Source organism: Paracoccus sp. R12_2 (assembly GCF_017744015.1).
In the GTDB taxonomy this organism is placed as follows: Bacteria; Pseudomonadota; Alphaproteobacteria; order Rhodobacterales; family Rhodobacteraceae; genus Paracoccus.
This window is the reverse complement of record NZ_JAGHRA010000022.1, coordinates 1-26,454: the sequence shown is the minus strand read 5'-3', so window position 1 is coordinate 26,454 and position 26,454 is coordinate 1. Positions and strand designations below refer to the sequence as shown.

The window sequence follows — 26,454 nt, the reverse complement described above, 5'->3', positions numbered from 1 at the left end:
TTCCAGATGCCCGCCGATTTCGCTCATCTGAAAACCATTGAACAGCGACTGCTGTGGCTGTCGCACTGGATGATCCACCATGCGAACCATGTCCGCCCGAAGGTGGACGGGATCAAGATCGGCGGGCATCAGGCTTCTTCCGCCTCGATGGTGTCGATCCTCACCGCGCTTTACTTCCATGCCTTGCGGCCCGAGGACCGGGTGGCGGTCAAGCCTCATGCTTCCCCCGTCTTTCATGCGATCCAGTATCTGATGGGCCACCAGACCCGCGAGAAGATGGAAAACTTTCGCGGTTTCGGCGGCGTGCAAAGCTATCCGTCGCGCACGAAGGACATGGATGATGTGGATTTCTCGACCGGGTCCGTCGGGCTGGGCGTCGCGATCACGTCTTTTGCCTCACTGGTGCAGGACTATGTGGCTGCCAAAAGCTGGGGCCGCGACCTGCCCCTCGGCCGCATGGTGGCACTCGTGGGAGATGCCGAACTTGACGAAGGCAACGTCTATGAAGCCTTGCAGGAAGGGTGGAAGAACGATCTGCGCAACTGTTGGTGGATCATCGACTATAACCGCCAATCGCTGGATGGCATCGTCCGCGAAGGGCTGTTTGCACGCGTCGAAAAGATCTTTGATGCGTTCGGATGGGATGTCGTGCGGATCAAGTACGGCGCCCGGCAGCGCGCCGCCTTTACCGAGCCAGGCGGAGAGGCGCTGCGCGACTGGATAGATCGTTGTCCGAACCAGGAATATGCCGCCCTGACGTTCATGGGCGGTGCCGTCTGGCGCAAGCGCCTGATGGAGGATCTGGGCGACCAGGGCGATGTGTCGGCGCTGATCGACCGGCGCGACGATGAGGCCCTTGCCGCGTTGATGGAAAACCTTGGCGGCAACTGCGTGCAGACCATGGCCGAAGCGTTCGACGCAGTCACACATGACAGGCCGACATGTTTTCTGGCCTATACGATCAAGGGCTGGGGCACCCCCATTGCCGGTCACAAGGACAATCACGGCGGGTTGATGAACCCGACGCAATTCGCCGCATGGCAAAAGCACATGGGCGTCGCGCAGGGCCAGGAATGGGACCCGTTGGCCGCTGTTACGGACCCTGACGCACTGCAGGCGTTTCTATCGCGCGTTCCGTTCTTTTCCCGTGGCAGACGCCGTTTTGGGGATGATCATATCGCAGTGCCGCAAATCGCGATTGATACGCACCGCGAGATTTCAACGCAGGCTGCCTTTGGGAAGATCCTCGATGATCTGTCCAAGGGCGACAGCCCGCTCGCCGTGCGGGTCGTCACGACCTCACCAGATGTAACGGGAACAACCAATCTTGGGCCTTGGGTGAACCGGCGCAAGCTTTTCGCACGGGCGCCACGGGCAGACGCTTTCATCGGACATCGCATCATTTCGACAGCAAAATGGGAATTTGCGCCGGAAGGCCAGCATATCGAACTGGGCATCGCAGAGATGAACCTGTTTCTGCTTCTGGGTGCGGCGGGCCTGTCGCACAGCCTGTTCGGCAAGCGGCTGTTTCCCATCGGAACGGTCTATGACCCCTTCGTGCATCGCGGACTCGATGCGCTGAATTATGCCTGCTATCAGGACGCGCGGTTTATGATCGTCGGCACACCGTCCGGCGTGACGCTTGCCCCCGAAGGCGGCGCGCATCAATCCATCGGCACGCCGCTGACAGGCATGTCCCAGGACGGCCTTGCCGCGTTTGAACCGGCCTTTGCCGACGAACTTGCCGTCATCATGGAATGGGCATTCGACTATATGCAACGCGAGGGCGACCAGGACCCGGACGAACGCACCTGGCTGCGTGATGAAACAGGCGGGTCCGTCTATCTGCGGCTGTCCACCAACCCACTTGAACAGCCTGGAAAACGTCATGACGATGCTTTCCGGCAAGGTGCGATTGACGGGGCCTACTGGCTGCGCAAGCCCGGACCGAATTGCCAGGCCGTCATCGCCTATCAGGGTGCCGTGGCCCATGAAGCCATCGCCGCGGCGGGGATCATCGGCGAACACCGGCGCGACATGGGCGTCTTGGCCATCACGTCGGCGGACCGGCTGAACGCCGGCTGGACCGCCGCACAACGTGCGCGCGCGCGGGGCGACCGCAAGGCCCGCAGCCATATCGAGACATTGCTTGCGGATCTGCCCCGCGACTGCCTGATCGTCAGCGCCATCGACGGGCATCCCGCCACCCTGGCCTGGCTGGGATCGGTGCACGGGCACAGGACAGTCTCGCACGGGGTGGAGCATTTCGGCCAGACTGGCACCGTTGGCGATCTATACCGTCACTTCGGGCTGGATCGGCATTCAATCGCGAACGCGGTTCTGACCTTGTCCGAAGGCAACCACTCGGTGGCAGCCGCCATGCAGAGTTTTATGCCATCTTGATCGGGAACATCGCTTGGCCGGACCCGGTTTCCGCAAGCAGGAAACTAAAGCTCCGCTAGGTCGCTGAACGATCCATTGCACGAGCCAAGCCCACATCCTCCAACTGCTCCCTATCCGGGAGGTCGCGCAAGCTCTCCATCCCGAAGGCCACCAGGAACTGCTTGGTGGTAACGAAGGTGTAGGGAGCCCCTCGCTGAGGGGACCGCGGCCCGGTCCCGATCAAGTCTCGCGCATGCAGCCGACCAATCAGGTCACGGCTGATCTCCTTGCCGAAGATATCCTTGAGCCCGTGGCGGGTGATCGGCTGGTGGTAGGCGATGGCCGCCAAAATCGCGACGTCGAAGTCGTTCAGGTCCAGCAACTGGTCCGCGACATCCGCTGCGGCGCGGATCGCAGGCGCATAAGCGGTCCGCGTCCGGAACATCCATCCCCCTGCGACCATGGCAATCTCGAACGCCCGCCCTTCCAGATCGGCGGCAAGGTCTTCCAAAAGAAGATCAATCGAGGCCGACTGCCCCACCACGCGCGCCAGATCCTCGCGCGGTACAGGCGAGGCGGACGCAAACAGCACAGCCTCGATCCTCCGCATCCATTCGCGCCAGCGCAGCTCCTTCGGCAGGTCGGTCAACTCGCGGTCAAGCTCTGTGCCGGGTCCATCCTTGACCATCGCTCAGACTCCGTAGAGCCGGAAGGTGTCGCGACCAGTCAGTTCGCGCACCGCCCCAAGGTCAACCAGCCGGTCGCAGAGCCGACGCGCCGCGCGATCCGACAAAGGCAAGGCTGAGGGGGCGACCGCGTCCTGTGTCAGGAAGATCTCGACGGCGTCGGCCGCCCCCTTGGCCCGAAGCTTTGGTGCCACCCCTTTCAAAAACGCAGCCCGACGCGCGAGGTCAACGGCCAGACGCGTGGCCTCGATCGCGGATGCGGTCACAGCGCGATGACAGGCTAGGCGCAAATCGTGTCCCCGCTTGCGCAGGTCTGTGAGTTTCAAACCCGCAGCCAGCAGCGGCACGACATGAGACCAACCAAGCGCATCGGCGAGGGCGGCGTCCGCGAGGATCAACGCCGGGACTTCGGCACGGGGTGCCTCGGTCAGCATTGCCTCCAGTACCATCACAGCGCGGTTCACCGGCGGCCCACTCCTCGCATCGAGCCACGTGGCGATCTGACCCGGGTCGAGGCTCGGCAGGGCCCGCCCCAGAGCCTTGACCGACACCGGTCGTTCAGCGGCGCGACGCCAAGATAGATATGTCTCCCCTGCCGGGCCGGGCAGGTCGCCGGGGCGCAAAAGATGTACGGCGTCGCGCAATTCTCCTGCCCTCTCAGGTCGTCCGGAAAACACGATACAAGCCTCAGCCGCGCGCAGCGCAAGCCGCGCCCGCAACAAGGCGTGGGGGAGATCGTCTCGTGCAAACACAAGATGCAGGAGAGCAAGCGCAGCGCCCGACAAAAATACCACATCTTCAAGGGCTTCGACCCGTGTCGATGTGACCCAATGCGGCATCCGGGGTGGCGTGCCCAGGTCGTCGCAGTGGTCGTGCCGAGCAAATGTCATCCTTGAAGCCTACATCGTCGCGGCGCTTTATGCCAGAAAATTGCGTACAAACCGCCTCACTCTAGCTTTTGCAAGAATGTCCGATAATCTTGCGTTATCGGACATATAAATGATATGCTCAGAAACATGAGCAATCTCACGCATAACGGCACCAAAATCGAGGATTCCGACGCGTCTGACGCAGGGAATTCGAGTTCAGCGTCCTATGATGCGCCGAACAGTGACGAACACGACGAGAGAACCTCTCGGGACCGAGCCTCAATCGCTCTGCCCGCCCATGTGGTCGGCTCCGGCGCGCTCGACCGGCTGATCGACACCGCGCGCGACTACGCCGAGGCCTCGACGGCTGGGAACACCAACAAGGCCTACTCGGCCGACTGGAAACACTTCACCCGCTGGTGTCGGCTGAAAGGCACGGAACCTCTGCCCCCCTCGCCCGAGATGGTTGGACTTTATCTGGCTGATCTGGCCGCACCAACCGGGAAGGCCCCTGCCCTTTCGGTCTCGACGATCGACCGTCGCCTCTCGGGGCTTGCCTGGAATTACAGGCAGCGCGGGTTCGCTCTTGATCGCAAGAACCGTCACATCGCTACCGTTCTGGCCGGGATCAAACGCAAACATGCGCGCCCGCCGGTTCAGAAAGAAGCGATCCTGCCAGCGGACATCCAGGCCATGGTGGCCACCCTTCCCTACGATCTCCGCGGGCTTCGAGACCGGGCGATCTTGCTATTGGGCTTTGCAGGCGGTCTGCGCCGTTCGGAGGTGGTCTGCCTCGATGTGCATAAGAACGATACTCCGGACTCCGGCGGCTGGATCGAGGCCTTCAAAGGCGGTGTTCTGCTGACGCTCAACGCCAAGACCGGGTGGCGCGAGGTCGAGGTCGGCCGCGGCTCAAGCGACCAGACATGTCCCGTCCACGCGCTGGAGCAATGGCTACACTTTGCGAAGATCGACTTTGGGCCGATCTTCGTGCGCACCTCGCGGGACGGCAAACGCGCCCTCGAGACCCGCCTTTCCGACAAACACGTCGCGCGACTGATCAAGGCAACCGTTCTGAAGGGTGGCGTCAGATCCGATCTGCCGGAAACCAAACGGCTGGCAATGTTCTCGGGGCATTCCTTACGCGCCGGGCTCGCCTCGTCGGCAGAGGTTGATGAGCGCTACGTTCAAAAGCAACTCGGACATGCGTCCGCCGAGATGACCCGGCGCTACCAGCGCAGGCGCGACAGGTTCAGTGCGAACCTGACCAAAGCCGCAGGGCTGTGAAGCTTAGGAAACTTGAAGCGTTGGTGAAGCGCTAAGATGAAATTCCGGCGCTTCAGCTTCAGGTTACTGTTTCAAATTGAGATCGGATATTAAACGCGACAGAAAGACTCGCCTCGGCGGCCTGCCAGGTGACGGAATCGATGATCCGCGAAGGGTCATCATCCGGCATCGGACAAAAGGGTTTGAACCATCATATCCGCAGGTTAGAGGAATTCTGCGGATTACAGAAGTGCGCTTTCAGGTTTCCTATTGCTCTTGATAAGGTTCACTTATCACGACTGTTCACAACAGCATGGAACCGTCCCCATTCTTCCGCTCATGCAGCCGCGCGACAGCACACACTAGGATCGGAAGGGATCTTCCAACGCGACACCAGTCGGCGCAAAGTCCGCGACATTGCCCGTCACCACGACCGCGCCATGCCGCAATGCGGTCGCTGCGATCATCAGATCGGCGCCGGAATGGCCGATCTGCCGGCTCAGGCGGCCCCAGATCCGGGCGTCCTCGGCCCCGAAATCCAGAATCCGGTCGCCAAAGATCCGCAGCGTCCGGTCAAGCCACGCCTGCAGATCAGACGCAAAGCCGGGGTCGCGCTGCACTTGCTGCTGGATGCCGCGCTCGATCTCGCCCACCGTGATGACGCTCAGGAACAGATCCGCCTCGGCCTTGTCGGCAAGCCACGCGGCGACTCGCGGCGCGCGGTCGGGACGGCGCGCCGCCGAGATGACGTTGGTATCCAGAAGATACATCAGAACTCGACATCCCGGGGCTGCACCTTGGCACGCGGGATCTCGGCCCCCGGAAATCTCATCAGGTGCTGGGCAAAGCTTTCGCGGCCCTGCACCTCACCGGCCAGCATGCGCCGATATTCCTCGACCGACAGCACGACAACGGCAGGCTTGCCGCGTCGGCTGACCTCTTGCGGCTGCCCGGCCAGCGCCGCTTCGACCACCGCGCTGAAGCGGTTCTTCGCATCTTGGAGCGTCCACATGACATCGTTCCTGTCTAGCTATCTGTCTAGATATGGCATCAGCAGGGCGACATGACAACCCCCCTGCCCTTCACCTATCACCTGCCGTGGACCGATGCCGCCGCACTGGCCGAGCTGTATCGCCGCGGCACGCCCGACAACACCGTGCGGGCATGGGAACGCGACCTGGCCTGTGTCACCGCCTGGAAACAGGCGGCGTTCGGCGCCACGCTGACATGGCCCGAAGCCGAGTCCGTGGCATTGCGTTTCGTGCTGGATCACGCCAGCGACCTCGGCGACGACTCGGGCGGGCGGTGGCGGTCCGAAATCGTGGCCCTGAACCGTGACGGCATCGACGACCGCGACCTGACCGCCAAGGGCATATTGCGCATCAGATTGCTGACCACCAAGACGACCGGGCCCAACGCCGCGCCCCGACTGCCGCTGAAGGGACGCGCGGCGTGCGCCGTCATGAACTGGATCACCGCCGCGCGGATCGATTCGGGCCCATTGTTCCGGCCGGTCAGCCTGGCTGACCGCCCCCTGCCCCGCCGACTGTCGTTCGACGGCCTGTCGGTGCTGCTGCGACACCGGCTTGAACTGGCGGGCTATCCGCCCGGATTCGCCAGCGCCCACGGTCTGCGCGCGGGGTTTCTGACGCAGGCGGCGCTGGACGGTGCGCCCCTGCAGGCGGCGATGCAGCTTTCGCTGCACCGCAGCGTGAATCAGGCACAGCAGTATTACGCGGATATCGAAATCGAACGGAATCCCGCCACCGACCTTCTGGAGGATTGACCCGGACCGGCGATCTTCCCCGCGGGGAAGATCAGTCGATCTGGTCCAGCAGCGCGGCCACCGCCGCCTCCAGCCGTCGGCGGTCCACCGCGGTGAAATCGCGCGGCAGGCGGATCTCGAGCCGGCCATTCGCGGCGACGCATTTCGCGCTGCCCTGCGGGCGGGCAAGCTGGAAGGTGGTCTTGGCCTTGCCGCCGGACCCGGTCGGCGCGGACCGCGCACGCGGCGCGGCATCGCCCGACCCGGCATCACCGCCCTGCCCCGCAAAGCGCCGCAGAACCTCAAGCTCGTCCTTGACCGATCGCGTGTCCCAGTCGCGAAACTCGGCCTTGATCGCGGCAGCCGTTCCCGGCATCTCGTCCAGCCGTTGCGCCAAAGCCAGACCCAGCGCGCGCGGGATTTCCTGCGGATACAGCAGCGTCTCGCCCAGCCTTTCCACCACGCGGATGAAATTCCTGATATAGCTGCGCTTCTGATAGCCCGCGGACCGGAACAGGATCGCGACGGCCTTTTCGGGATCGTTCTCCGGGGTCAGCGGGTCCATCGCATAATGGACGGCAAGCTGCGCCATCTCGGCGAACGAGATGTCCTTGCGGACCATGTTCTCGTCCACCATGCGACGATACAGCTGTTCCAACGCGTCGCCGCGTGCCGCGATCCCGGCGGGGATCCGGCCCCAGGTTTCGGCATCGCCCGTCTCCTCAAGCAATGCGCGATAGGCCGACAGGCGGCGCCAGCCCTGGATCAGCTCGTATCTTCCATCACCCGAAGGCTCGACCCGGATCGGGTTCGACAGACCGATTTCGCGGATCGAATCCGTCAGCTCGGCCAGTTCGAAATCCGCCCCCGGCGCGCGGTCGCGGATCAGTTTCTGCGTGTCGATCGCGTCCAGCGGGATCATGTCGGTGATCAGACCGGCGCGCTTCAGCCGGACATGTTCCTGCGCAAGCGCGTCATTTTCGGCCCGAATCCGCGCCTCGACCTGCGCGCGGTCGCGGCTGGATTCGGCCGTTTCGGCGATCGCCGTGGCCATCGGACCGCGCCGCGCGTCACGGTCGTCGGTCTTCCCCGCGGGGAAGGTTTCGGCGGGATCTTCCTCTGGCATCTCGATGTCGAACATGCGGCGTTTGCGGCTCATGCGTCAGCCTCCATCTGGTCCCATGCCGCCAGGACATGGCTGCGAAACTCCTCGTATGCCTGATCGAATGTCGCGCGGGCGCGTCGCCATGTGTTGCGGGTCATCTCGCGATAGTCGATTTCGTAGATCGAGCTGAGGAAGCGGCCGGACTGTTCGACGGCGCGCGTCAGCTCGATCGGGTGCTGGGCCATGCGGTCGCCGAACACCTGCCGGAACGCGTTCAGCATCGCCTGATGCAACTCGTTAGACGGCTCGAACCTGGTCATCAGGAAGCGGACATCATGGAAGGCCTTGGGCAGGGCGATCTTCCCCGTGGGGAAATTTTCGAACCCGTGCGACAGATCCTCGAGCGCCTCGGACAACTGGCCGATGAAGCTGGTGGTGGAGTCGTATTCCCAGTAGCCGGGGCCTGACGGGATATACAGCATGTCGGCGGCAAAGACCGCGTTCATCGACTGATAGCCGATGGCGGGCGGGCAGTCGAACAGGATCAGGTCATAGGCGTCGTCGGCCAGCCCGTCCAGGAACCGCGACACCGCGCCGAAGAAGGTCCATTCGGGATTGAGGTGCCGATACTGTGCGCTGGCAAATTCGACGAAGGCCGCATTGGCGCAGCTGGGAACAATGTCGATGGTCGGCCACGCGGTCGGCTTGATGAAGTCCGACGGGCGCAGCGCGCCCAGGCCCATGTCCCGGATCGAGGATGGCAGCTTGCGCTGGGGCAGGGCGGTTCCGCTTTCGGCGCCGGACCCGACCGCGTTCATGCGATCCGTCTCGCGTTCAAGATCGCGGGCCATGATGCCCCAGACGGTGTGGTCCTCACCGACATCGGTCAGCCCCATCGAATGGGACAGCGTCGCCTGCGGGTCGAAATCGACCAGCAGCACACGATAGCCGTCCAGCGCCGCGGCGTGGGCGAAATGCAGGGCCACGGTCGACTTGCCCGCGCCGCCCTTGAAGTTGGCGATCGCCGCGCGGAAGGCGCGCTTGCCCGCCGGGCGGGGCGGCAGCAGCGACCGCTTGCCGATCCGGATGCGGCGGCGCAGTTCGTTGATCTCGTCCAGGCTGAACCAGCGCTGCCGGCCTTCTTCCTCGACTTCCCCGAGGGGAAGGTTCGGGTCCGCCGCCAGCTTGCCGCGGAAGGTGGACTGGTTGATGCGGAAGATCAGCTCCGAGACTTCCCAGGACGAAAATCGTCGCAGCGTCTTCTCGTTATCGGGGCTGAAGGTCTGGCGCCGGATCCAGCCCTGCATCTTCAGGGACTGTGCCTGCAGCCGGGCAAGGTCTTCGTGCGTATACATGTTGTGCCTGTCTTGAAGGACGTTGATTACTGCCATCTCTGCTTTTACGCCGAATTTGCGCTTTTGGCAAAAGAGGTTTTCAATCAGGGCAGCATCGACCGCCAAGGCGCGAATCGCGGCCCATATCGGCGAATCGGCCCGCATCCGGCGCAGCGTCCAGCAATCGGACAGGGCGCCACAAATGGGGGACGCAGAAACGGCGCCCACCACAGATTGGGGGACATCGGCGTGATATCAGGGGACACCCAAGGCGTCACCCAATACCAGTGATACCGATTTTTCAATCAGGATCGGGACAGGAAAAGATCCGGTCAAGCAAAGTTCTTGACAGAATCGGATTTCAGGACGCAAATGCGGTAAGGATGGCGAAAAGCGTTGCGGTCGTTCGGCCAAGACACCAGACAGGGTGGCAAAGACCCCCCAGGCCATCGAGGCAGAAAGGCCGCAGCAAGGCGGCATGGCAAGGGCAGCCGGTGTATGACCGGCAGGAGCAGTGATGCAGGTGATCCGACCCGTCGGCCGGGAGGCCGCGGCGAAAAAATACGACATCCTGTCGGCGATGATGGCCCATGCGCTGGCCGGTGACCAGCACCGGCAACGGCTGATCCTGCGACTGATGGCGCTGATCACCACACGCTACAACTGGCAGCGCAACGAACTTGCCACGGGACAGCGCGAGATCGCCCGGCTGTGGTGCGTGGACGAACGCACCGTCAAGCGCGACATGGCGCGTCTGCGCGGACTTGGCTGGGTTCAGGTCAAGCGGGCAGGGGCCCGCGGCAGGGTCTCGGTCCTGGGGCTGGATCTGGAACGGATCATGCTGGATACGCGCCCCGAATGGACCCATATCGGCGAGGATTTCGTGGCCCGCGTCGGACAGGGGCCGCAGCCCGCGGACAGCACCGTGGTTCCGTTCCGCAGGCCCGATCCGGTGCCGGGCGACGGCGTCTGGCCTGCCATCTGTGACCGGCTTGCCGACGAGGACCCGGCGCTGTGCGACGCCTGGTTCCGGGCGCTGCGCGAGGCCGGGATCGCCGAGGGGCGGCTGACCCTGATCGCGCCGTCGCGGTTTCATGCGACCTATGTGCGCACGCATCTTCTGGGACGGCTGAAGATCGCCGCGCGACGCCATGACGGCAGCATCGCGGATGTCGTCATCGACACGCTTTGAGGCAATTAAATCATTCAGGAACAACAGCTTGGGAAATGCGGTTGACGCTGTCCCGGCCCCCCGACATGCTACCCGGTGATAAATGGCGGGTGAAGATCCGCCGTCTTCAGACAGGGAAAAGGGGAAAAGATGATACGCGAATTCAAGTCTCTGGCACTGGCGGGTTGCATCGGTCTGGGCGCGATGAGCGCCGGCATGGCAACCGCGCAGACGGCCAAGGTCGCGACCGACCCCAGCTTCGTTCCGTTCGAGATGCTGGATCAGGAAAGCGGCGAGATGATCGGCTTCGACATGGACATCATCGCCGAGATCGCGAACCGCGCCGGGTTCGAATACGATCTGAACACGATGGACTTCAATGGCATCATTCCGGCCGTGCAGACTGGCAATGTGGACATCGCGATCGCCGGGATCACCATCACCGAGGAACGCGGCGAGATCGTCGATTTCTCGGACCCGTATTACGACAGCGGCCTGAAAATCCTGGTCGCCGCCGATAACGACGATGTCGAATCCGTCGAGGATCTGGCCGGCATGACGATCGGCACCAAGATCGGATCGACCAGCTTCGACTATCTGACCGAAAATCTGGGCGAGGACGCCGAGATCACGCCCTATCCCGGCTCCAGCGACATGTATATGGCGCTGATGGGCGGCAGCGTGGACGCGGTCTTCTATGACGCGCCGAACGTGGCCTATTTCGCGCAGACCCGCGGCGAGGGTCGCGTGAAGGTCGTCGGCCCGCTGTACGAGGGTCAGCAATACGGGATCGCCTTCGTCAAGGGCAGCGAACTGCTGGAACCCGCCAACGAGGCGCTGGCCGCGATGCGCGAGGACGGCACCTATGACGAGATCCACGCGAAATGGTTCGGCGAAAGTACCGAATAATCTTCGGGCACCATGCGCCGCCCGGCTGACGGGCGGCGCCACCATGACGCGGGTCCTGTCACGGAGCGGATCACTTGGACAGCACATTTCAATTCGACTGGCAGGCGGCGTTCGATTCGATCCCGTATCTGCTGAAGGGCATACCCTACACGCTGCTGATTTCGGGCGTGGGTCTGGCCATCGGCTTTGTCATCGGCATCATCTTCGGACTTCTGCGGATCAGCCCGATGGCGTGGCTGCGCTGGATCGCGATCATCTATATCGAGGTCTTTCGCGGCACGCCGGTTCTGGTCCAGGTGCTGTTCATCTTCTACGGGCTGCCGCAGATCCTGGGCGGGCCGATCGATGCGGTGACGGCGGGGATCGCCGCGATCGCGGTCAATTCGGGGGCCTATATCTCGGAGATCGTGCGCGGCGGCGTGCAGTCCATCGAACGCGGTCAGCGCGAGGCGGGATTGTCCCTGGGCCTGACGCGGATCGACACGTTCCGCTTTGTCATCTGGCCGCAGGCCTTCCGGCGGATGATCCCGGCGCTTGGCAATCAGGGCATCATCAGCATCAAGGACACCTCGCTGTTCGCGGTGATCGGGGTGGGCGAACTGGTGCGCCAGGGGCAGATCTATATCGCCACGACCTTCACCGCGCTTGAGGTCTATCTGATGGTCGCCGTCCTGTATCTGGCGATCACGCTGTCGCTGTCGGCCGGTCTGCGGCTTCTGGAACGCAAGGGATTGGTGGGACAATGAGCCAAGACGACGACAAGGCGCCGATCGTCCGCATCGAGGGGCTGAACAAGCATTTCGGCAGCCTGCATGTGCTGAAGGATATCGATCTGCAGGTGGCACCCGGTGAGGTGGTGGTGGTGATCGGCGCCAGCGGATCGGGCAAATCGACCCTGATCCGCTGCGTGAACGGGCTGGAGGAATTCCAGCGCGGCCAGATCGAGGTGGATGGCAATCTTCTGAAACCCGACGGCAAGTCCGGCGGCGCGTTGCAGGCGATCCGCACCGAGGTCGGGATGGTCTTCCAGCAGTTCAACCTGTTTCCGCATCTCAGCGTCATCGACAACGTGATGCTGGCGCCGATGCGGGTGCGCAATGTCAGCCGGCAGCAGGCCGAGGACACCGCGATGCGGCTGCTGGATCGGGTCGGCATCACCGATCAGGCGCGGAAATTCCCGTCGCAGCTGTCGGGTGGGCAGCAGCAGCGGGTCGCGCTGGCGCGGGCGCTGGCGATGGAGCCGCGGCTGATGCTGTTCGACGAGCCGACTTCGGCGCTGGACCCCGAGATGATCGGCGAGGTTCTGGACGCGATGCGCGAGTTGGCGCGCGAGGGGATGACGATGATGATCGTCACCCACGAGATGAGCTTTGCCCGCGAGGTCGCGGACCGCGTGATCTATATCCACAAGGGCGAGATCACCGAGGAGGGGACGCCCGAACAGGTCTTCGACAACCCCCGCAACGAACGCACCCAGAGCTTTCTGGCGCGCGTCCTGACGCATTGATCGCAAGGCCGGGGACGGCGGAATGGCGCCCGGTCACGGGATCGTTTGGAACTGCCCTTTGCTGCCGACTGTTCGGTTGCAGATGACTTTGTCCGCGACGCCGGACGATACAGGAGGGCACCGATGCGCCGCATCATTCACAACACCACCGCCATAGCGGCATGCCTGTCGCTGATGGCCCCGCATCTTGCGATGGCACAGACCGCCGCCGTGGAAGGCGAGGCTCAGCAACAGCAACCCGAAGTGCTGCCGCCCGAGGCGGAGCAGCAACCCGAGGGGGCGGAAGACCCGCTGGCGGACGCCTTGGCGCAGCAGGAAGAAGCTGGCGCTGAAGTCGGGGACGCCGCCGGGCAGGCCGAGGCCGAGGCGGAAGCTGCCGCAGAGGAGCCTCAGCCGGCAGCCGAGGCCGCGGCGCCGGTGGAAGAACCCGCCGAAGAGGCGCAACCCGCAGAGGAGACTGTGGACGAAGGCGCGATGGATGCGCAGCCCGAGCCCATGGCCGAGGAGCAGGACGCAACCGAGCAGCCAGCGGCCGAACCCGCCGATGCAGCCAGCGAAGCGTCGTCCGCAGAGGGTGCCGCCGATGATATGGCAGCCGACGACATGACGGCCGGTGAGGTCGCCCCCGAGGAAGATGCCGCCGCCGAAACCTCGGACGCGGCAGAGCCGGTCGGCGATCCGCTGGCCGAGGCGCTGGAGGCAGAACAGGCCGATGCGCCCGAAGCTGCCAGCGAGGCGCAGGCGGAGGCGGAGCCCGCCGAAGAGATGACCGACGAGACCACAGGCTCTGAACCCGCAGCCGAGGAGGCCGAGACCGATCAGGATCCGCTGGCCGAGGCCCTCGCGGCGGAGCAGGAGGCCAGCGAAGCCGAAGACAGTGACGCGCAGGCGGATGGCGCGCCGGCGGATATGGATCAGCCCGCCGAGGACATGACCGACGAGGCTGCCGACACCACCGACGGCGAAGCTGCGACCGATCAGGACCCGCTGGCCGAGGCGCTGGAGCAGGAACAGTCGGGCGCTGAGGGCGCCGAACAGGACGCCGAGGCGACCGAGGAAAGCGCAGAAGCCCCCGAGGCCGATGCAAAGGAAACCGAGGCCGCCAAGGAGGCTGCCGAAGCGTCCGAGGCCCCGAAGGCCGCAGCCCTTGACGACGATGCCAGCAGCGATGCCGAGATCACCGAAGAGCAGGTGACCGAGGACAACAGCCGTTCGTCTGCCGAGGATTTCGCGACCAGTCTCAGCGAGGCGCTTGGCGCGGCCACCGGCCAGTCCGAGGCCGAGGCACGCAGCCGCGAGGATGACGACGACGACGATAACGATCTGACCAAAGCGCTGCTTCTGGGTGCGGGCGCATTGGCGGTCGGCGCGATGTTGAACAACAACCGGCAGGTCTCGCTCAGCACGCCGGACCGGGTTGTGGTGACGCGGCCCGATGGCAGCCAGCAGGTCATCAAGGACGAGGTCGCGCTGCTGCGGCAGCCGGGATCGACCGTGGCGACCGAGAATTTCGACGACGGGTCGTCGCGCACCATCGTCACGCGTCAGGACGGCAGCAAGGTCGTCACCATTCGTGACGCCGATCTGCGGGTGCTGCGCCGCACGCTGGTCTCGGCCGATGGCACGACGACGCGGCTGATCGACGATACCAGCGCGCAGCCCGTCGATATCGCCAGCCTGCCCGCGCCGGCTGCGACGTCGAACGGCAGCGCTGGCGAAATGAACGAGGATCAGCTGCGCGAGGCGCTGCGCCGCGAGGCGAATGTTGACCGCCGCTTTTCGCTGGCGCAGATCCGGGACATCCCTCAGGTGCGCGCGCTGGTGGCGCCGGTCGCCATCAGCGGCATCACCTTCGACACCGGTTCGGCCGCGATCAGCCCCGATCAGGCAAAGCAGCTGTCGACATTGGGCAACGCGCTGCGCGAGTCGATCGCCGAGAACTCGGGCGAGGTGTTCCTGATCGAAGGCCATACCGACACGGTCGGGTCGGACGCGGCGAACCTTGCCCTGTCGGATCGCCGTGCGGAATCGGTGGCCCTGGCCCTGACCGAGTATTTCGATGTGCCGCCCGAGAACATGGTCGTGCAGGGCTATGGTGAGCAATATCTGCAGGTCCGGCGCGAAGGCGATGTGCGCCAGAACCGCCGCGCTTCGGTTCGCAGGATCACCGATCTGCTGCAGCAGGCATCGGCCGACTGAACGCGGATCACGGCCACGAACGACCGGGGACGGGCGGCGCTGGCCGCCCGTCTTCACATTTCGATGCTTGCAAGTTCTGACCCGGCTGACGCAATCTTTCCGCTCAGAGGGGGATCGGGATGGACGAGGCGACACGGGTTTACGTCAAGGGTGCCAGCAAGCGGTTCGGCCATGGCGCCGCTGCCGTCCACGCACTGGCCGATGTGACGCTGACGATCGAGGGCGGGTCGTTCTTCACGCTGCTGGGGCCGTCGGGCTGCGGCAAGACCACGCTTCTGCGGCTGCTGGCGGGGTTCGAGACGCCGACCGGCGGGCGCATTCTTCTGGGCGATCAGGACGTGACCGCGCTGCCGCCCAATCGCCGTCCGATCAACACGGTGTTTCAGTCCTACGCGCTGTTCCCGCATCTGAGCGTGGCGCAGAATGTCGGCTTCGGCCTGAAGATGCAGGGCATCGCGCGCGCGAAACGTGAATCGCGCGTGGACCGGATGCTGGCGCTGGTCAGGATGCAGGATTTTGCCGGACGCCCGGTCGCGCAGCTGTCGGGCGGCCAGCAGCAGCGGGTGGCACTGGCCCGCGCGCTGGCGCCCGAGCCGCGTGTCCTGCTGCTGGATGAACCGCTGTCGGCGCTGGATCTGAAGCTGCGCAAGGAAATGCAGATCGAGTTGAAGCGGTTGCAGCGCGAGACCGGCATCACCTTCGTGTTCGTGACCCACGACCAGGAAGAGGCGCTGACCATGTCGGACCGCATCGCGGTCATGTCGGCGGGCCGCGTCCAGCAGATCGGCACCCCGCGCAAGATCTATGCCCACCCGGCCAACCGCTTTGTCGCGGGGTTCATCGGCGAAAGCAATTTCCTGCCGGTCACCGTCGCGGACGGGGCGGCGCGGATCGGCGATCATCGCATCAGCCTGGCCGCACCCGCCAATCCCGGTCCCGCGACGCTGGCGATCCGGCCCGAGGATATCCTGCTGGAGCCCGGCGCCGCGCTGTCGGCCGAGGTGACCGATACGGTCTATCTGGGCAATGCCGTGCAGATCATGGCGCGGATGGAGGACGGAACCCGGATCGCGCTGCGCCAGCCGGCGACCATCGACCTGCCGGAAAGCGGACAGCGGATCGGGCTACGCCTGCCCGCCGAAGCCGTCCAGATCCTGGAGGCGGAATGAGCGCGGGGCAGGGGCAGGCCAACCGCACCTCCTGGAGCCTTGCCGCACCCGCGCTGGCGCTGCTGCTGATCGGGTCGATCGGGCCCTTGCTGATCGTGCTGGTCTATTCCTTCATGACGCCGGGCGACTATTCCGGTGTCCAGCGGCCCTTCACCACCCAGGCGTGGGAACAGGTCTTTCTGACCCGTGACATCTTCGACGACACGCTGGGATGGGCGGACGCGCACATGACCATCTTCTGGCGGTCGGTGAAGCTGTCGGTCCTGACGGCGGTGATCACCTTCCTGCTTGGCCTGCCGACGGCGTGGTTCATCGCCACGCGGCCGCCCGACCGCCGGGCGTTGTGGCTGTTCCTGATCACCATCCCGTTCTGGACCAATCTGCTGATCCGGACCATCGCCATCAACGAGATCATCCGCAACGAGGGGCTGCTGAACCAGATGCTGCTGAAGCTGGGGGTGATCGGCGTGCCGTTGCAGATCCTTTATACCGACACGGCGGTGCTGATCGGCATGGCCTATGTCTATCTGCCGATGATGGTGCTGCCGATGTATGCGGCCATCGACCGGTTCGACACCAGGCTGCTGGAAGCCGCCTATGACCTGTTCGCAAATCGCTGGCAGGCGTTGTGGCATGTGGTGCTGCCGGTGATCCGGCCGGGCATCCTTGCGGGGTCGATCCTTGTGTTCGTGCCGTCGCTGGGGGCCTATGTCACGCCGCGCGTTCTGGGCGGCGGCAAGAACATGATGATCGGCAACTTCATCGAACTGCAATTCGGGCAGGGGCAGAACTGGCCGCTTGGCGCCGCGCTGGCGGTGCTGTTGCTGATCGTGGTGGGGCTGGCGCTGACGGTCTATGTCAGGGTTCTGGGCGGGGCAGGGCGGGCCGATGGCTGAGCGGCGTTTCGATCCGACCCGGCTGCCGGGCTTTGCGACCGTCGCCGTGGGGGTGTTCGTGTTGCTGTATCTGCCGATCGCGACACTGGTTGCCTACAGCTTCAATGGCGGGGACTCGGTGGCCGTCTGGGGCGGCTTTTCGCTGGACTGGTTTGGCCGGGCATGGGCCAATGAAACCGTCAAGGCCGCCGCGCTGCGGTCGGTGGTGATCGCCGCCTGCGCCTCGGCGCTGGCCACGACCCTGGCGACGCTGGCGGCGGTGGGCGTCGTGCGCAACCGTCGCATGAAGGGCAGGGCGGTGGTCTATATGGCGATCAACCAGCCGCTGATGGTCCCCGAGATCGTGACGGCGGTGGCGTTGCTGATCTTCTTTGCCAGTGTCCGGCAGTTCACCGGCTATCAGGGTCTTGGCTATCTGATCGCGGCGCATGCCGCATTCTGCGTGCCCTTTGCCTATCTGCCGATCTCGGCCCGGCTGGAAGGCATGGACGCCACGCTGGAGGCGGCGGCGGCCGATCTTTACGCCACGCCGCGGCAGGCGTTCCGGCATGTCACGCTGCCCTTGCTGACGCCCGGCATCATCGCGGGGGCGATGCTGGCCTTCGTCATCAGCCTTGATGACGTGGTGATCACCGAATTCGTCAAGTCGGCGGGACAGGACACCCTGCCGACCTATATGCTGGCGCAGATGCGGCGCGGCGTCTCGCCCGAGGTGAATGCGATCTCGACCATGCTGCTGATGGTCACCGTCGTGTTGCTGACCGCGTTCTTCATCATCAACAAGCAGACCAACAGGGGAAAACAATGAAAACCACAGCGATCCTTGCCATCGGCATCTCGGCGCTTGCGCTGCCCGCGCTGGCCGAGGGGCAACTGAATCTGTACAACTGGGGCGACTATACCAGCCCCGAGATGATCAAGAAGTTCGAAGACCAGACGGGCATCGACGTCACCATTACCGATTACGACAGCAACGACACCTCGATGGCCAAGGTCAGCGCGGGCGGGCACGGCTTTGATCTGATCGTGCCGTCGCACAACTATCTGCAGATCTTCGTGCAAAAGGGGCTGCTTGCGGAACTGGACCATGCGCGGCTGAAGAATTTCGGCAACATCGATCCGAAATGGGTGGACGTGCCGTGGGATCAGGGCCGCACACATTCGATCCCGTGGCTGTGGGGCACGGTCGGCATGGGCGTCAACACCGACACCTATGACGGCGATCCCAACACCTCGGCGATCTTCCTCGACCCGCCCGAGGAGCTGGTGGGCAAGGTCAATGTCGCCCCCGAGATGACCGACATCATGCATCTGACCACGATGTATCTGGGCGGCGAGCCCTGCACCGAGGACAAGGAGATGCTGAAGAAGGTCCGTGACAAGCTGGTCGAGGCCAAGCCCAAATGGATGTCGATGGATTACGGCATGTCCGACAAGATGGGCAGCGGCGACGTGAAGGCGTCGGAATACTGGTCGGGCGCGATCATGCGGGCGCGGTTGCAGAACCCGGCGGTCGTCTATGGCTATCCGAAGGAAGGCTATCCGCTGTTCATGGACAGCATCGCGCTGCTGCATGACGCGCAGAATGTCGATGAGGCCTATCAGTTCCTCGATTTCATCATGGACCCGGAAAATGCCGCGATGAATTCGGATTACACCAAATATCCGAACGGCATCGCCGGCAGCGAGGAATTCTTCAGCGACGAAATGCGGGCCGCGCCCGAGATGGTCGTGCCCGAGGAACATCTGGCCAACGGCAAGTGGATGCCGCTGTGTTCGCCCACCGCGCGCGACTACATGACCGCGATCTGGACCGAACTGCAGAAGTAAGTTCCGCTGGATGCCGGTCCGGGCGTCTGCCCGGGCCGATTGCGATGACCAGTTCGCGTCAGCCGCGCAGGCTGCGCCACAGGGTCAGCGCGGCGTCGGCCAGATCGCCGCTGCGCGCCAGCAGATGTTCGCGTTCCAGGCCCGGCGCCTCGGCCTTGCGGTCAAGGCGCGCCAGCAGCCGCATCAGCCTGCGCCGATGCACCCCGGTCCATAATTGCAGCGGGTCGGCCAGAAGCCCGGCGAAGGCGGTGACCACGGACGCGGCAATGGCCAGCGCGACGCCCGTGACGGCGACCTGCGCGGCGCTGGGTTCGACCGGAAACATGCCGTTCCACAGCCGCCCCAGCCCGCTGCCAAGCACGAAATCGTCGATGGCCTGGCGCTGCGCGCGCAGTTCGGCGACCGGCCCGGCCAACGAGATCACCCCCGGCGTCGTTGCACCGAACATCGCGACCCCGACGATCAGCACGATCATCGAAGTGGTGATCTCGGCCACGGCGTTGCGGGTTTCGGTATAGACCGAGACGGCGCGCCGCAGATCTGCGTCGGGAATGTCGGGTGCCAACCCTTCGGCCTGCATCGCGCGCAGGAAGGCGGTCAGGTCGTCATGCAGCAGCCGCGCCAGATCTGATGGCAGGAACACCCGTCGCCGCGCCAGCCAGCCGCCGGCCGCGTGCAAGCCCACCTTGCCGCAGACCCAGGCACCCAGACGTGTCAGAAGGAATACCGGCGACAGCGCGACATTGACGGGCGCGCGCAGCAGATCCAGTCCCAGCACCGCCCGATGCAGGCGCAGTGTGCCGCGCGGGCCGTAACGATCGCGGACGAAGCCCGCAATGGCCCTTTGCCGCGCCGCCTCGATATCGTCTGGATTGCCGGTCACCGTCCTGCCGCCCCCGCGCTGGGATTCCGCTGCGCCAAGACATAGGCGCAGCGCGGCTGCGGGTCCAGAACCGCCATGCGCGAATTCAGCAGCGGCTTGCCGCCGCGGCGATCAGGCGGATCCCCTCGGGGATGTCGCGCTGCGAGATCGAACCATAGCCGAGGCGAAAGAACGGGCAGGGGGTCGGGGGCGTCTCGAAGAATACGGCGCCCGGTTCGATCAGCACCCCGTCGGTCAGAAGCTGCTGTGCCAGAACGGCGCTGTCAACATCGCCGGGCGCGCGCAGCCAGATGCTGGAGCCGCCCGAACTGGGGGCCCCCGCGATCTGCAGCGTGGTGGAGGCCAATGCCTCCTGCAAGGTCGCGCGGCGTGTCTTCAGCGTCTGCCGCAGCCGCACGATATGGGCGTCGTAATGCCCCAGCGCCAGAAAATAGGCGGTGATGCGCTGCAGGTGACTGGGCGGGTGGCGCAGCATGATCGACCGCAGGGCGCGGGCCTGCGCGATCAGGTCGGCCGGGCCGACCATGTAGCCGATCCGCAGCCCCGGAAACAGCGACTTCGAGAAGCTGCCGACATAGACCACGCGCCCGTCGCGATCCAGCGACTTCAAGGCCGGGGCGGGCGGCGCCAGATAGGACATCTCGAAGTCGTAATCATCCTCGATGATCAGGAAATCCTGCGCGGCGGCGCGGGCGATCAGGTCGCAGCGCCGGTCCAGCGGCATCGTCGCCCCGGTGGGAATGTGGTGGCTGGGCGTGATGATCACGAGGCTGGTCTTTTCGGGCAGATCGTCGGGGTTCAGCCCGCCATGATCGACCGGCAGAAAGGTCGTGGGGCTTTGCGCGCGGCGCAGCGTTTCGGCAAAATCCGGGTAGCCGGGTTCTTCGGTGACCGCCAGACGGTCGGCGCGGGCCAGCAATTCGGTCGCAAGGAACAGCGCATTCTGGGCGCCCAGTGTCACCAGCACCTCGTCGGGGCGGGCATGGATGCCGCGGCGGGGCAGGGTGTTGGAACAGATATAGTCGATCAGCAGCGGATCGTCGGCACCATACCGGTCCGCGGCCAGATCGGCGAAGTCGCGCGTGCCAAGGGCGCGGCGCGCGCAGTCGCGCCACGCGTTGTGGTCGAACAGCGTGGGATCGGCTTGCCCGTAGATGAAGGGGAACCGGAAGTCGCGCCAGTTCGCGGGTTTGCGGATCACCCGGCGCGGCAGTTGATGGCCGGACAGCCAGTCCGACCAGTCGGGCGGACGTGCGGCTTGCGGGCGGATGCCGGGCGGTCGCAGGCGCCGATGCGGCACCGTCGCCGCCACCGCGATCCCCGAACGCGGCAGGGTTTCCAGATATCCCTGGCTGACCAGATCCTGATAGACCAGCGTCACCGTCATCCGCGAGATTCCCAGCGCCGATGCTAGGCTGCGGCTGGAGGGCAGCCGCGTGCCCGGACGGGCGCGACTTTCAAGAACTGCCCGCACGATCGCCGCCGCCAGCCGACCCTGCAGCGTCGGCGCCTCGTCGTCGCGCAGAAAGATGATCTCGGTGGGTATGCGGGCTGACATCTGGACCTATGAACGGTTCAAACTGGACATATCGTTCCGGCGCCGCACCTGCAACATTCTGCCGCATCACCACGCATCGCGATCAACGCGACGACAAACAGGGAGACTTCGATGACCTATATGACCCGCCTGCTGACCGGCACCGTGGCCGCGCTTGCGCTGGCCGTTCCGGCCGCGGCCACCGAATACCGCGTCGCGGTCGGCGACGGCGCCGGCGGTACGCAAGAGGCGCTGGGGCTGGCCTTCATCGCCGCGCTGGAAGAACAGTCGGGTGGAGAGATGACCGGCAAGCTGTTCCTGAACGGCCAGCTTGGCGACGAACAGGACACCGTCACCGCCGCCGCCACCGGCACGCTGGATTTCTCGATCCTCGCGATCAACAACATCACGCCCTTTTCGCCGTCGGTCGGCACGCTGACGCTGCCCTATGTCATCCTCAGCCAGGATGACGCCGAGGCGATCACCCAGGGCGAGGTCGGCCAGCAGATGATCGACCAGACCATCGAGGATGCCGGCGTGCGCATCATCGGCTGGGGCTATTCGGGGTTCCGCGTTCTGACCAACTCGAAAAAGCCGGTCTCGACCGTGGAGGATCTGCAGGGTCTGGTCGTCCGCGTGCCGAAGAACGAGATCATGATCGAAACCTACAAGTCATGGGGCATCAACCCGACCCCGATGGCCTGGGGCGAGACGTTCGCCGCGCTTCAGCAGAAGGTCGTCGACGGTCAGGACAACCCCTACATGACCAATTATGCGATGAAGTTCGACGAGGTTCAGAAATACATCACCGACCTGCACTATATCTTCTCGATCGAACCGCTGATCGTCAGCGAGGCGCTGTTCGAAGGCATGTCCGAAGAAGAGCAGCAGCAGGTGCTGGCCGCAGGCGAGGCCGCGACGCAGGCGTCGGCAGAGTTCCTGCGCACCGAAGAGGCCAAGATCCGCGAAGAGCTGGTCAATCGCGGCATGGAAATCACCCAGCCGGCCAATGACGAGCAGGAATTCATCGATCTGGCCACCTCGGCGGTCTGGCCCAAGTTCTATGACCAGATCGGCGGCAAGGAAGTGCTGGACAATGTCCTGACCTCGCTGGGTCGCGAGCCCGCCGCCGACTGACCGGGCGCGCGGCTCGGCCCGCGCGTCCCCGTTTGCCGCCCGTCCTTTTTCGCTGCCCCCATTCGGAGGCCCGTCATGTCTGCGCACTGGTCGTTTCTCGACAGGTTCGAAAGCCATGTCTGCCGCGTTCTGCTGGCTGTCTTCGTGACACTGCTGTTCGTGCAGATCGTGTCCCGCCAGATCTTCGGTTTCTCGATCACCTGGATCGAGGAGCTGTCGATCATCCTGTTCGTCTGGTTCGCCTATTTCGGGGCGTCCTACGCCGCCCGGATCGCTGCCCATAACCGCGTGACCTTTCACCTGAACGCGCTGCCCCGGACCAAGGCGCGCGTCATCGAGGCGATGGGCGACGCGTTCTGGATCGCATTCAACCTGGTCTTCGTCTGGCAATCGATCGAATTCATCAGCCGGCTGAAGCCGTTCGTGAAGGCCCAGACCCTGGGTTGGGAGATGCGCCATGTCTATCTGGCGCTGCCCATCGCCTTCACGCTGATGACGCTGCGGATCCTGCAGGTGAATTACCTGAAACTGGTGCGCGGCATCGATCCGACCGATCCCGACAAGGCCAGCGTTCAGGCGGCGCTGGAACTGGCCGAGGACGAGAAGCGCAACTTCGAGAAGGGGGAACGCTGATGGATTCCCTGCTGATCGAAATCCTGTTCGGCGCCTTCTTCGCCCTGCTGGTCCTTGGCGCCCCGATCACCGTGGCGCTTGGCGTGTCGTCGCTGGCCGCGATGCTGTATCTGGGCGACAACCCGATCAAGATGGTGCAGATGGCGTGGTCCTCGGTGGGTTCGTTCCCGCTGATGGCGCTGCCTGCCTTCATCCTGGCCGGCGCGCTGATGGAGGCCGCGGGCCTGTCGCGGCGGCTGATCAACGTGGCCGAAAGCCTGGCAGGTCCGTTCACCGGCGGGCTGTCCGCCGCCACCGTGATGGCCTGCCTGTTCTTCGGCGCGATCTCGGGGTCGGGTCCGGCCACCACCGCCGCCGTCGGCATGCTGATGATCCCGGCGATGGTGCGGCAGGGGTACGGCGCGGGCTACGCCGCGTCGGTGACCGCCGCGGCAGGTGGGCTTGGCATCATCATCCCGCCATCGATCCCGATGGTGATCTACGGCATCTCGGCCATGGGCATGCAACCGCCACCCGAAGCGATCGAGGCGCATGGCGCGTTCCAGTCGGTGTCGATCTCGAAGTTGTTCATCGCCGGGTTCCTGCCGGGCGTGGTGATGGCCGGCGGCCTGCTGACCATGAACTATATCCGCTGCCGGATGCGCGGCTTCCACGGCTCGTCCGAGCCGCTGTCGGTCGGCAAGATCCTGTCGGCCTGCTATCACGGGTTCTGGGCGCTGCTGGCCCCGGTGGTGATCCTGGGCGGCATCTATTCCGGCTTCTTCACGCCCACCGAGGCCGCCATCGTCGCGATCTTCTACACGCTGTTCGTTGGTGGGGTGATCTATCGCGAACTGGATCTGCGCCAGATGATCAAGTCACTGGACACCACGACCTGGCTTGCCGGGCGTGTGCTGCTGGTCCTGTTCACCGCCACGATCTTCGGCCGCATCCTGGTCGAGAACAACGTGCCGGGCGTGATCGCCGGCGGCATCCTGTCGCTGACCGACAACATCTACCTGATCTGGGCGATGGTGATCGGTCTTCTGCTGATCATCGGCATGTTCATGGAAACGCTGGCCGCGATCATGATCCTGGTGCCGGTCATGCTGCCGGTGGCCTACATGATGGGCATCGATCCGATCCATTTCGGGATCGTCATGATCTGCACCCTGTCGGTCGGCTTCCAGACCCCGCCCCTGGGCGAGAACCTGTTCATCGCCTCGGGCATCTCGGGCATCTCGATCGAGCGGATCAGCCTGCGGGCGATCCCGTTCGCGATCGCCTCTGTCACCGCAATCTTCATCATCGCCATCTTCCCGGAAATCGCCCTGTGGCTGCCCCGGATGATGGGCTACTGACGCAAGGAGTCCACACATGACCGCCACGACCACCCGCACACTGACCGCCGACGACCTGAAGGCCACCTTCGACGCCTTCAACCGCCACGACATTGACGGGGTGATGACCCATTTCGCCGATGACTGCGTATTCTTCACCGTCGCGGGCGAGAATGAATACGGCAACCGGATCGACGGCAAGCCCGCGATCGCCAAGGCTTTCGAGGGTGTCTGGACCGCGATGCCCGACGTCCAGTGGGCCGATCACAGCCATTTCCTGTCCGAGGACGGCACTCGCGGCGTCAGCCAGTGGACCTTCCGCGCCACCAATCCCGACGGCACGCGGACCGAGGTGCAGGGCGTCGATCTGTTCCGCATCCGTGACGGCCAGATCGTCGAGAAACAGGCGATCCGCAAGCAACGTCCCTCTGTGCCGGCCAAGTGAGAAACGCAATGGACGTAATGGCGAAAAGGGCAGGGTCAGTGCCGTTCGACCCGTTCTACGATCCCATGACCGCCCCGAAACTGGGTCCGGGCAGCGATTACGCGCCGACCTACTGGATCGGCACGGCGGGTGAGATCCCCGATGACGATGGCCCCGTCACCGGCGATATGGATGTCGATGTTGCGGTGATCGGGTCGGGCTATACCGGATTGTCCTGCGCCATCCACCTGGCCAAGATGCACGGCATCAAGGCCACGGTGCTGGAGGCGAATGGTGTCGCTTACGGCTGTTCCACCCGCAACGGTGGTCAGGCGCAGATCAGCTCGGGCCGCCTCAAGCGCAGCCAGTGGATCGCCCGCTGGGGCCTTGATGCCGCGCGTGCGCTGCATGACGAGGTGGTCGAAGCCTTCGACCTGTTCCGCGGCCTGATCCGCGATCATGGCATCGACTGCCAGCCACAGGACGGCGGGCATTACTATATCGCCCACAAGGCCTCCGCGATGCCCGCGCTGGAATCCGAGACGCGGCTGCTGAACGAGACCTTCGGCTATGGCGCGCGGATGCTGGACCGGGACGAGCTGTTTCGGACCGTCGCCCGCGACCACGAGGCGCATGGCGCGATGTGGGAACCCGACGGCGTCGGCATCCACGCCGCCCGGCTGGCCTTCGGCTATCTGCGCGTGGCCCGCGAACTGGGCGCGACGGTGCATCCCGACAGCCCGGTCCAGGGCTGGGTGCTGAAGGACGGAATCCACCATCTGCGCACGCCGGGCGGCACCGTCCGCGCACGGCGGGTAGCGGTGGCGACAGCGGCCTATGCGCCCCGCGCGCTGCATCCGCGGCTGAAGGACCGGCTGATGCCGATCATGTCGAACAGCGTCGTGACGCGGGTGCTGACCGCGGACGAACTGGACGCGGTGGGCATCCGCAAGCTGTCGCCGCTGACCGATACCCGGACGCTGCGCCATTATTACCGCCTGCTGCCCGACAACCGGCTGCAGATCGGATCGCGCGCGGCGATCACCGGGCGCGACGCCGCCAACCCGGCGCATCTGAAGGCGCTGCGCGAGGGCATGGCGCGGAAATTCCCGGTCCTGCGCGGGATCGATCTGGATTATTCATGGTGGGGCTGGGTCGATGTCAGCCATGACATGATGCCGCGCATCACCGGCCTGCCCGACCTGCCCGGCGCGTTCTACGCGCTTGGCTATGGCGGCAACGGGGTCATGTATTCCGCAATGGCCGGCCGCCGCATGGCGCAGCTTGTCGCCGGCGAGACGGTCCCCGACCTGCCGATCTTCAATACCGAATTGCCGCATGAGGGATGGAAGACGCCCTTCCGACGGCTTGGCCAATGGGGCCTCTACCATCTCTACCACTTCCGCGACGAGCGCAAATAAGGAGCGACGCCG

At 64.7% G+C, this 26,454-nt stretch carries 25 protein-coding genes; 17 read left to right on the top strand and 8 right to left on the bottom strand.

The features are described from left to right. The first annotated feature begins 6 nt into the window (after positions 1 to 6). On the top strand, positions 7 to 2,403 hold the full coding sequence (locus tag J7359_RS18305) for a 1-deoxy-D-xylulose-5-phosphate synthase N-terminal domain-containing protein (protein WP_209058927.1): 2,397 nt from the start codon (positions 7 to 9) through the stop codon (positions 2,401 to 2,403). 55 nt (positions 2,404 to 2,458) lie between these two features. Here the strand turns inward: J7359_RS18305 and J7359_RS18300 are convergent, their stop codons facing one another. Next, the gene (locus tag J7359_RS18300) at positions 2,459 to 3,070 is read right to left on the bottom strand and encodes an SMC-Scp complex subunit ScpB (protein ID WP_209058926.1); all 612 of its coding nucleotides are present in this window, start codon (positions 3,068 to 3,070) and stop codon (positions 2,459 to 2,461) included. Positions 3,071 to 3,073: 3 nt separating this feature from the next. Then, positions 3,074 to 3,958 carry a DUF1403 family protein gene (locus tag J7359_RS18295; RefSeq protein WP_209058924.1) on the bottom strand — a complete coding sequence of 295 codons (885 nt, stop codon included), beginning with the start codon at positions 3,956 to 3,958 and terminating at the stop codon, positions 3,074 to 3,076. A gap of 126 nt (positions 3,959 to 4,084) precedes the next feature. On the opposite strand from J7359_RS18295, the gene J7359_RS18290 reads away from it, so the two are divergent. Continuing rightward, positions 4,085 to 5,224, top strand: a complete 1,140-nt coding sequence (locus tag J7359_RS18290) for a tyrosine-type recombinase/integrase (protein ID WP_247740520.1) — start codon at positions 4,085 to 4,087, stop codon at positions 5,222 to 5,224. A 341-nt stretch (positions 5,225 to 5,565) separates the two neighbouring features. On the opposite strand, the gene J7359_RS18285 is transcribed toward J7359_RS18290, so the two are convergent. Both J7359_RS18285 and J7359_RS18280 read right to left on the bottom strand, forming a co-directional pair. Continuing rightward, entirely contained in the window at positions 5,566 to 5,973 is a 408-nt protein-coding gene (locus J7359_RS18285) for a type II toxin-antitoxin system VapC family toxin (RefSeq protein ID WP_209058922.1), read from the bottom strand. After that, a complete protein-coding gene (locus tag J7359_RS18280) occupies positions 5,973 to 6,215 on the bottom strand; it encodes a type II toxin-antitoxin system Phd/YefM family antitoxin (RefSeq protein ID WP_209058920.1) in 243 nt (80 codons plus the stop codon). Before J7359_RS18280 ends, J7359_RS18285 begins: the two co-directional genes overlap by 1 nt. A gap of 51 nt (positions 6,216 to 6,266) precedes the next feature. On the opposite strand from J7359_RS18280, the gene J7359_RS18275 reads away from it, so the two are divergent. Continuing rightward, on the top strand, positions 6,267 to 6,989 hold the full coding sequence (locus J7359_RS18275) for a hypothetical protein (RefSeq protein ID WP_247740519.1): 723 nt from the start codon (positions 6,267 to 6,269) through the stop codon (positions 6,987 to 6,989). A 31-nt stretch (positions 6,990 to 7,020) separates the two neighbouring features. Here J7359_RS18275 and J7359_RS18270 read toward each other — a convergent pair whose 3' ends face one another. Further along, a complete protein-coding gene (locus tag J7359_RS18270; protein ID WP_209058918.1) occupies positions 7,021 to 8,127 on the bottom strand; it encodes a ParB N-terminal domain-containing protein in 1,107 nt (368 codons plus the stop codon). Further along, positions 8,124 to 9,428: an AAA family ATPase gene (locus J7359_RS18265; protein ID WP_209058914.1), complete on the bottom strand. Its 1,305-nt coding sequence runs from the start codon at positions 9,426 to 9,428 to the stop codon at positions 8,124 to 8,126. The genes J7359_RS18270 and J7359_RS18265 overlap by 4 nt, the downstream gene beginning before the upstream one ends. 496 nt (positions 9,429 to 9,924) lie before the next feature. On the opposite strand from J7359_RS18265, the gene J7359_RS18260 reads away from it, so the two are divergent. The 9 genes from J7359_RS18260 to J7359_RS18220 all read left to right on the top strand — a co-directional run bounded on the left by J7359_RS18260 (position 9,925) and on the right by J7359_RS18220 (position 19,088). Further along, positions 9,925 to 10,599 (top strand): DnaA N-terminal domain-containing protein, encoded by a 675-nt coding sequence (locus J7359_RS18260; protein ID WP_209058910.1) that lies wholly within the window; start codon positions 9,925 to 9,927, stop codon positions 10,597 to 10,599. 129 nt (positions 10,600 to 10,728) lie between these two features. Continuing rightward, positions 10,729 to 11,487, top strand: coding sequence for a transporter substrate-binding domain-containing protein (locus tag J7359_RS18255; protein WP_209058906.1), 759 nt, complete (start codon positions 10,729 to 10,731; stop codon positions 11,485 to 11,487). A 74-nt stretch (positions 11,488 to 11,561) separates the two neighbouring features. Further along, on the top strand, positions 11,562 to 12,233 hold the full coding sequence (locus tag J7359_RS18250; protein ID WP_209058904.1) for an amino acid ABC transporter permease: 672 nt from the start codon (positions 11,562 to 11,564) through the stop codon (positions 12,231 to 12,233). Continuing rightward, the gene (locus J7359_RS18245; RefSeq protein WP_247740518.1) at positions 12,230 to 12,994 is read left to right on the top strand and encodes an amino acid ABC transporter ATP-binding protein; all 765 of its coding nucleotides are present in this window, start codon (positions 12,230 to 12,232) and stop codon (positions 12,992 to 12,994) included. The genes J7359_RS18250 and J7359_RS18245 overlap by 4 nt, the downstream gene beginning before the upstream one ends. A gap of 123 nt (positions 12,995 to 13,117) precedes the next feature. Next, positions 13,118 to 15,193, top strand: a complete 2,076-nt coding sequence (locus tag J7359_RS18240) for an OmpA family protein (protein ID WP_209058902.1) — start codon at positions 13,118 to 13,120, stop codon at positions 15,191 to 15,193. A gap of 119 nt (positions 15,194 to 15,312) precedes the next feature. Then, positions 15,313 to 16,362 (top strand): ABC transporter ATP-binding protein, encoded by a 1,050-nt coding sequence (locus J7359_RS18235; protein ID WP_209058900.1) that lies wholly within the window; start codon positions 15,313 to 15,315, stop codon positions 16,360 to 16,362. Then, positions 16,359 to 17,258: an ABC transporter permease gene (locus J7359_RS18230; RefSeq protein WP_209058889.1), complete on the top strand. Its 900-nt coding sequence runs from the start codon at positions 16,359 to 16,361 to the stop codon at positions 17,256 to 17,258. Before J7359_RS18235 ends, J7359_RS18230 begins: the two co-directional genes overlap by 4 nt. Further along, the gene (locus tag J7359_RS18225; protein ID WP_209058887.1) at positions 17,251 to 18,066 is read left to right on the top strand and encodes an ABC transporter permease; all 816 of its coding nucleotides are present in this window, start codon (positions 17,251 to 17,253) and stop codon (positions 18,064 to 18,066) included. The genes J7359_RS18230 and J7359_RS18225 overlap by 8 nt, the downstream gene beginning before the upstream one ends. Then, entirely contained in the window at positions 18,063 to 19,088 is a 1,026-nt protein-coding gene (locus J7359_RS18220; RefSeq protein ID WP_209058885.1) for an extracellular solute-binding protein, read from the top strand. The genes J7359_RS18225 and J7359_RS18220 overlap by 4 nt, the downstream gene beginning before the upstream one ends. A 58-nt stretch (positions 19,089 to 19,146) precedes the next feature. Here J7359_RS18220 and J7359_RS18215 read toward each other — a convergent pair whose 3' ends face one another. Continuing rightward, entirely contained in the window at positions 19,147 to 19,971 is an 825-nt protein-coding gene (locus J7359_RS18215) for a DUF6635 family protein (protein ID WP_209058873.1), read from the bottom strand. An 85-nt stretch (positions 19,972 to 20,056) separates the two neighbouring features. Beyond that, positions 20,057 to 21,529: a PLP-dependent aminotransferase family protein gene (locus J7359_RS18210; RefSeq protein WP_209058869.1), complete on the bottom strand. Its 1,473-nt coding sequence runs from the start codon at positions 21,527 to 21,529 to the stop codon at positions 20,057 to 20,059. Between the two features lie 111 nt (positions 21,530 to 21,640). Between J7359_RS18210 and J7359_RS18205 the strand changes: the two genes are divergently transcribed. The 5 genes from J7359_RS18205 (at position 21,641) to J7359_RS18185 (ending at position 26,442) form a co-directional block, all read left to right on the top strand. Next, positions 21,641 to 22,645 (top strand): TRAP transporter substrate-binding protein, encoded by a 1,005-nt coding sequence (locus tag J7359_RS18205; protein ID WP_209058866.1) that lies wholly within the window; start codon positions 21,641 to 21,643, stop codon positions 22,643 to 22,645. A gap of 75 nt (positions 22,646 to 22,720) precedes the next feature. Then, entirely contained in the window at positions 22,721 to 23,278 is a 558-nt protein-coding gene (locus J7359_RS18200) for a TRAP transporter small permease (RefSeq protein WP_209058864.1), read from the top strand. Then, positions 23,278 to 24,618, top strand: coding sequence for a TRAP transporter large permease (locus J7359_RS18195; RefSeq protein ID WP_209058862.1), 1,341 nt, complete (start codon positions 23,278 to 23,280; stop codon positions 24,616 to 24,618). The genes J7359_RS18200 and J7359_RS18195 overlap by 1 nt, the downstream gene beginning before the upstream one ends. Before the next feature lie 16 nt (positions 24,619 to 24,634). Next, complete coding sequence (locus tag J7359_RS18190; RefSeq protein WP_209058860.1) at positions 24,635 to 25,042, top strand: nuclear transport factor 2 family protein; 408 nt, start codon at positions 24,635 to 24,637, stop codon at positions 25,040 to 25,042. Positions 25,043 to 25,050: 8 nt separating this feature from the next. Further along, positions 25,051 to 26,442, top strand: a complete 1,392-nt coding sequence (locus tag J7359_RS18185) for an FAD-binding oxidoreductase (RefSeq protein WP_209058858.1) — start codon at positions 25,051 to 25,053, stop codon at positions 26,440 to 26,442. Positions 26,443 to 26,454: the final 12 nt, after the last annotated feature.

Coding starts and splice junctions, on each gene's coding strand:
- J7359_RS18265 (WP_209058914.1), bottom strand. CDS start 9,428: ATGTATACGCACGAAGACCTTGCCCGGCTGCAGGCACAGTCCCTGAAG.
- J7359_RS18195 (WP_209058862.1), top strand. CDS start 23,278: ATGGATTCCCTGCTGATCGAAATCCTGTTCGGCGCCTTCTTCGCCCTG.
- J7359_RS18260 (WP_209058910.1), top strand. CDS start 9,925: ATGCAGGTGATCCGACCCGTCGGCCGGGAGGCCGCGGCGAAAAAATAC.
- J7359_RS18230 (WP_209058889.1), top strand. CDS start 16,359: ATGAGCGCGGGGCAGGGGCAGGCCAACCGCACCTCCTGGAGCCTTGCC.
- J7359_RS18200 (WP_209058864.1), top strand. CDS start 22,721: ATGTCTGCGCACTGGTCGTTTCTCGACAGGTTCGAAAGCCATGTCTGC.
- J7359_RS18300 (WP_209058926.1), bottom strand. CDS start 3,070: ATGGTCAAGGATGGACCCGGCACAGAGCTTGACCGCGAGTTGACCGAC.
- J7359_RS18205 (WP_209058866.1), top strand. CDS start 21,641: ATGACCTATATGACCCGCCTGCTGACCGGCACCGTGGCCGCGCTTGCG.
- J7359_RS18255 (WP_209058906.1), top strand. CDS start 10,729: ATGATACGCGAATTCAAGTCTCTGGCACTGGCGGGTTGCATCGGTCTG.
- J7359_RS18295 (WP_209058924.1), bottom strand. CDS start 3,958: ATGACATTTGCTCGGCACGACCACTGCGACGACCTGGGCACGCCACCC.
- J7359_RS18190 (WP_209058860.1), top strand. CDS start 24,635: ATGACCGCCACGACCACCCGCACACTGACCGCCGACGACCTGAAGGCC.
- J7359_RS18290 (WP_247740520.1), top strand. CDS start 4,085: ATGAGCAATCTCACGCATAACGGCACCAAAATCGAGGATTCCGACGCG.
- J7359_RS18280 (WP_209058920.1), bottom strand. CDS start 6,215: ATGTGGACGCTCCAAGATGCGAAGAACCGCTTCAGCGCGGTGGTCGAA.
- J7359_RS18270 (WP_209058918.1), bottom strand. CDS start 8,127: ATGAGCCGCAAACGCCGCATGTTCGACATCGAGATGCCAGAGGAAGAT.
- J7359_RS18275 (WP_247740519.1), top strand. CDS start 6,267: ATGACAACCCCCCTGCCCTTCACCTATCACCTGCCGTGGACCGATGCC.
- J7359_RS18240 (WP_209058902.1), top strand. CDS start 13,118: ATGCGCCGCATCATTCACAACACCACCGCCATAGCGGCATGCCTGTCG.
- J7359_RS18305 (WP_209058927.1), top strand. CDS start 7: ATGCCCGCCGATTTCGCTCATCTGAAAACCATTGAACAGCGACTGCTG.
- J7359_RS18235 (WP_209058900.1), top strand. CDS start 15,313: ATGGACGAGGCGACACGGGTTTACGTCAAGGGTGCCAGCAAGCGGTTC.
- J7359_RS18210 (WP_209058869.1), bottom strand. CDS start 21,529: ATGTCAGCCCGCATACCCACCGAGATCATCTTTCTGCGCGACGACGAG.
- J7359_RS18285 (WP_209058922.1), bottom strand. CDS start 5,973: ATGTATCTTCTGGATACCAACGTCATCTCGGCGGCGCGCCGTCCCGAC.
- J7359_RS18220 (WP_209058885.1), top strand. CDS start 18,063: ATGAAAACCACAGCGATCCTTGCCATCGGCATCTCGGCGCTTGCGCTG.
- J7359_RS18225 (WP_209058887.1), top strand. CDS start 17,251: ATGGCTGAGCGGCGTTTCGATCCGACCCGGCTGCCGGGCTTTGCGACC.
- J7359_RS18245 (WP_247740518.1), top strand. CDS start 12,230: ATGAGCCAAGACGACGACAAGGCGCCGATCGTCCGCATCGAGGGGCTG.
- J7359_RS18185 (WP_209058858.1), top strand. CDS start 25,051: ATGGACGTAATGGCGAAAAGGGCAGGGTCAGTGCCGTTCGACCCGTTC.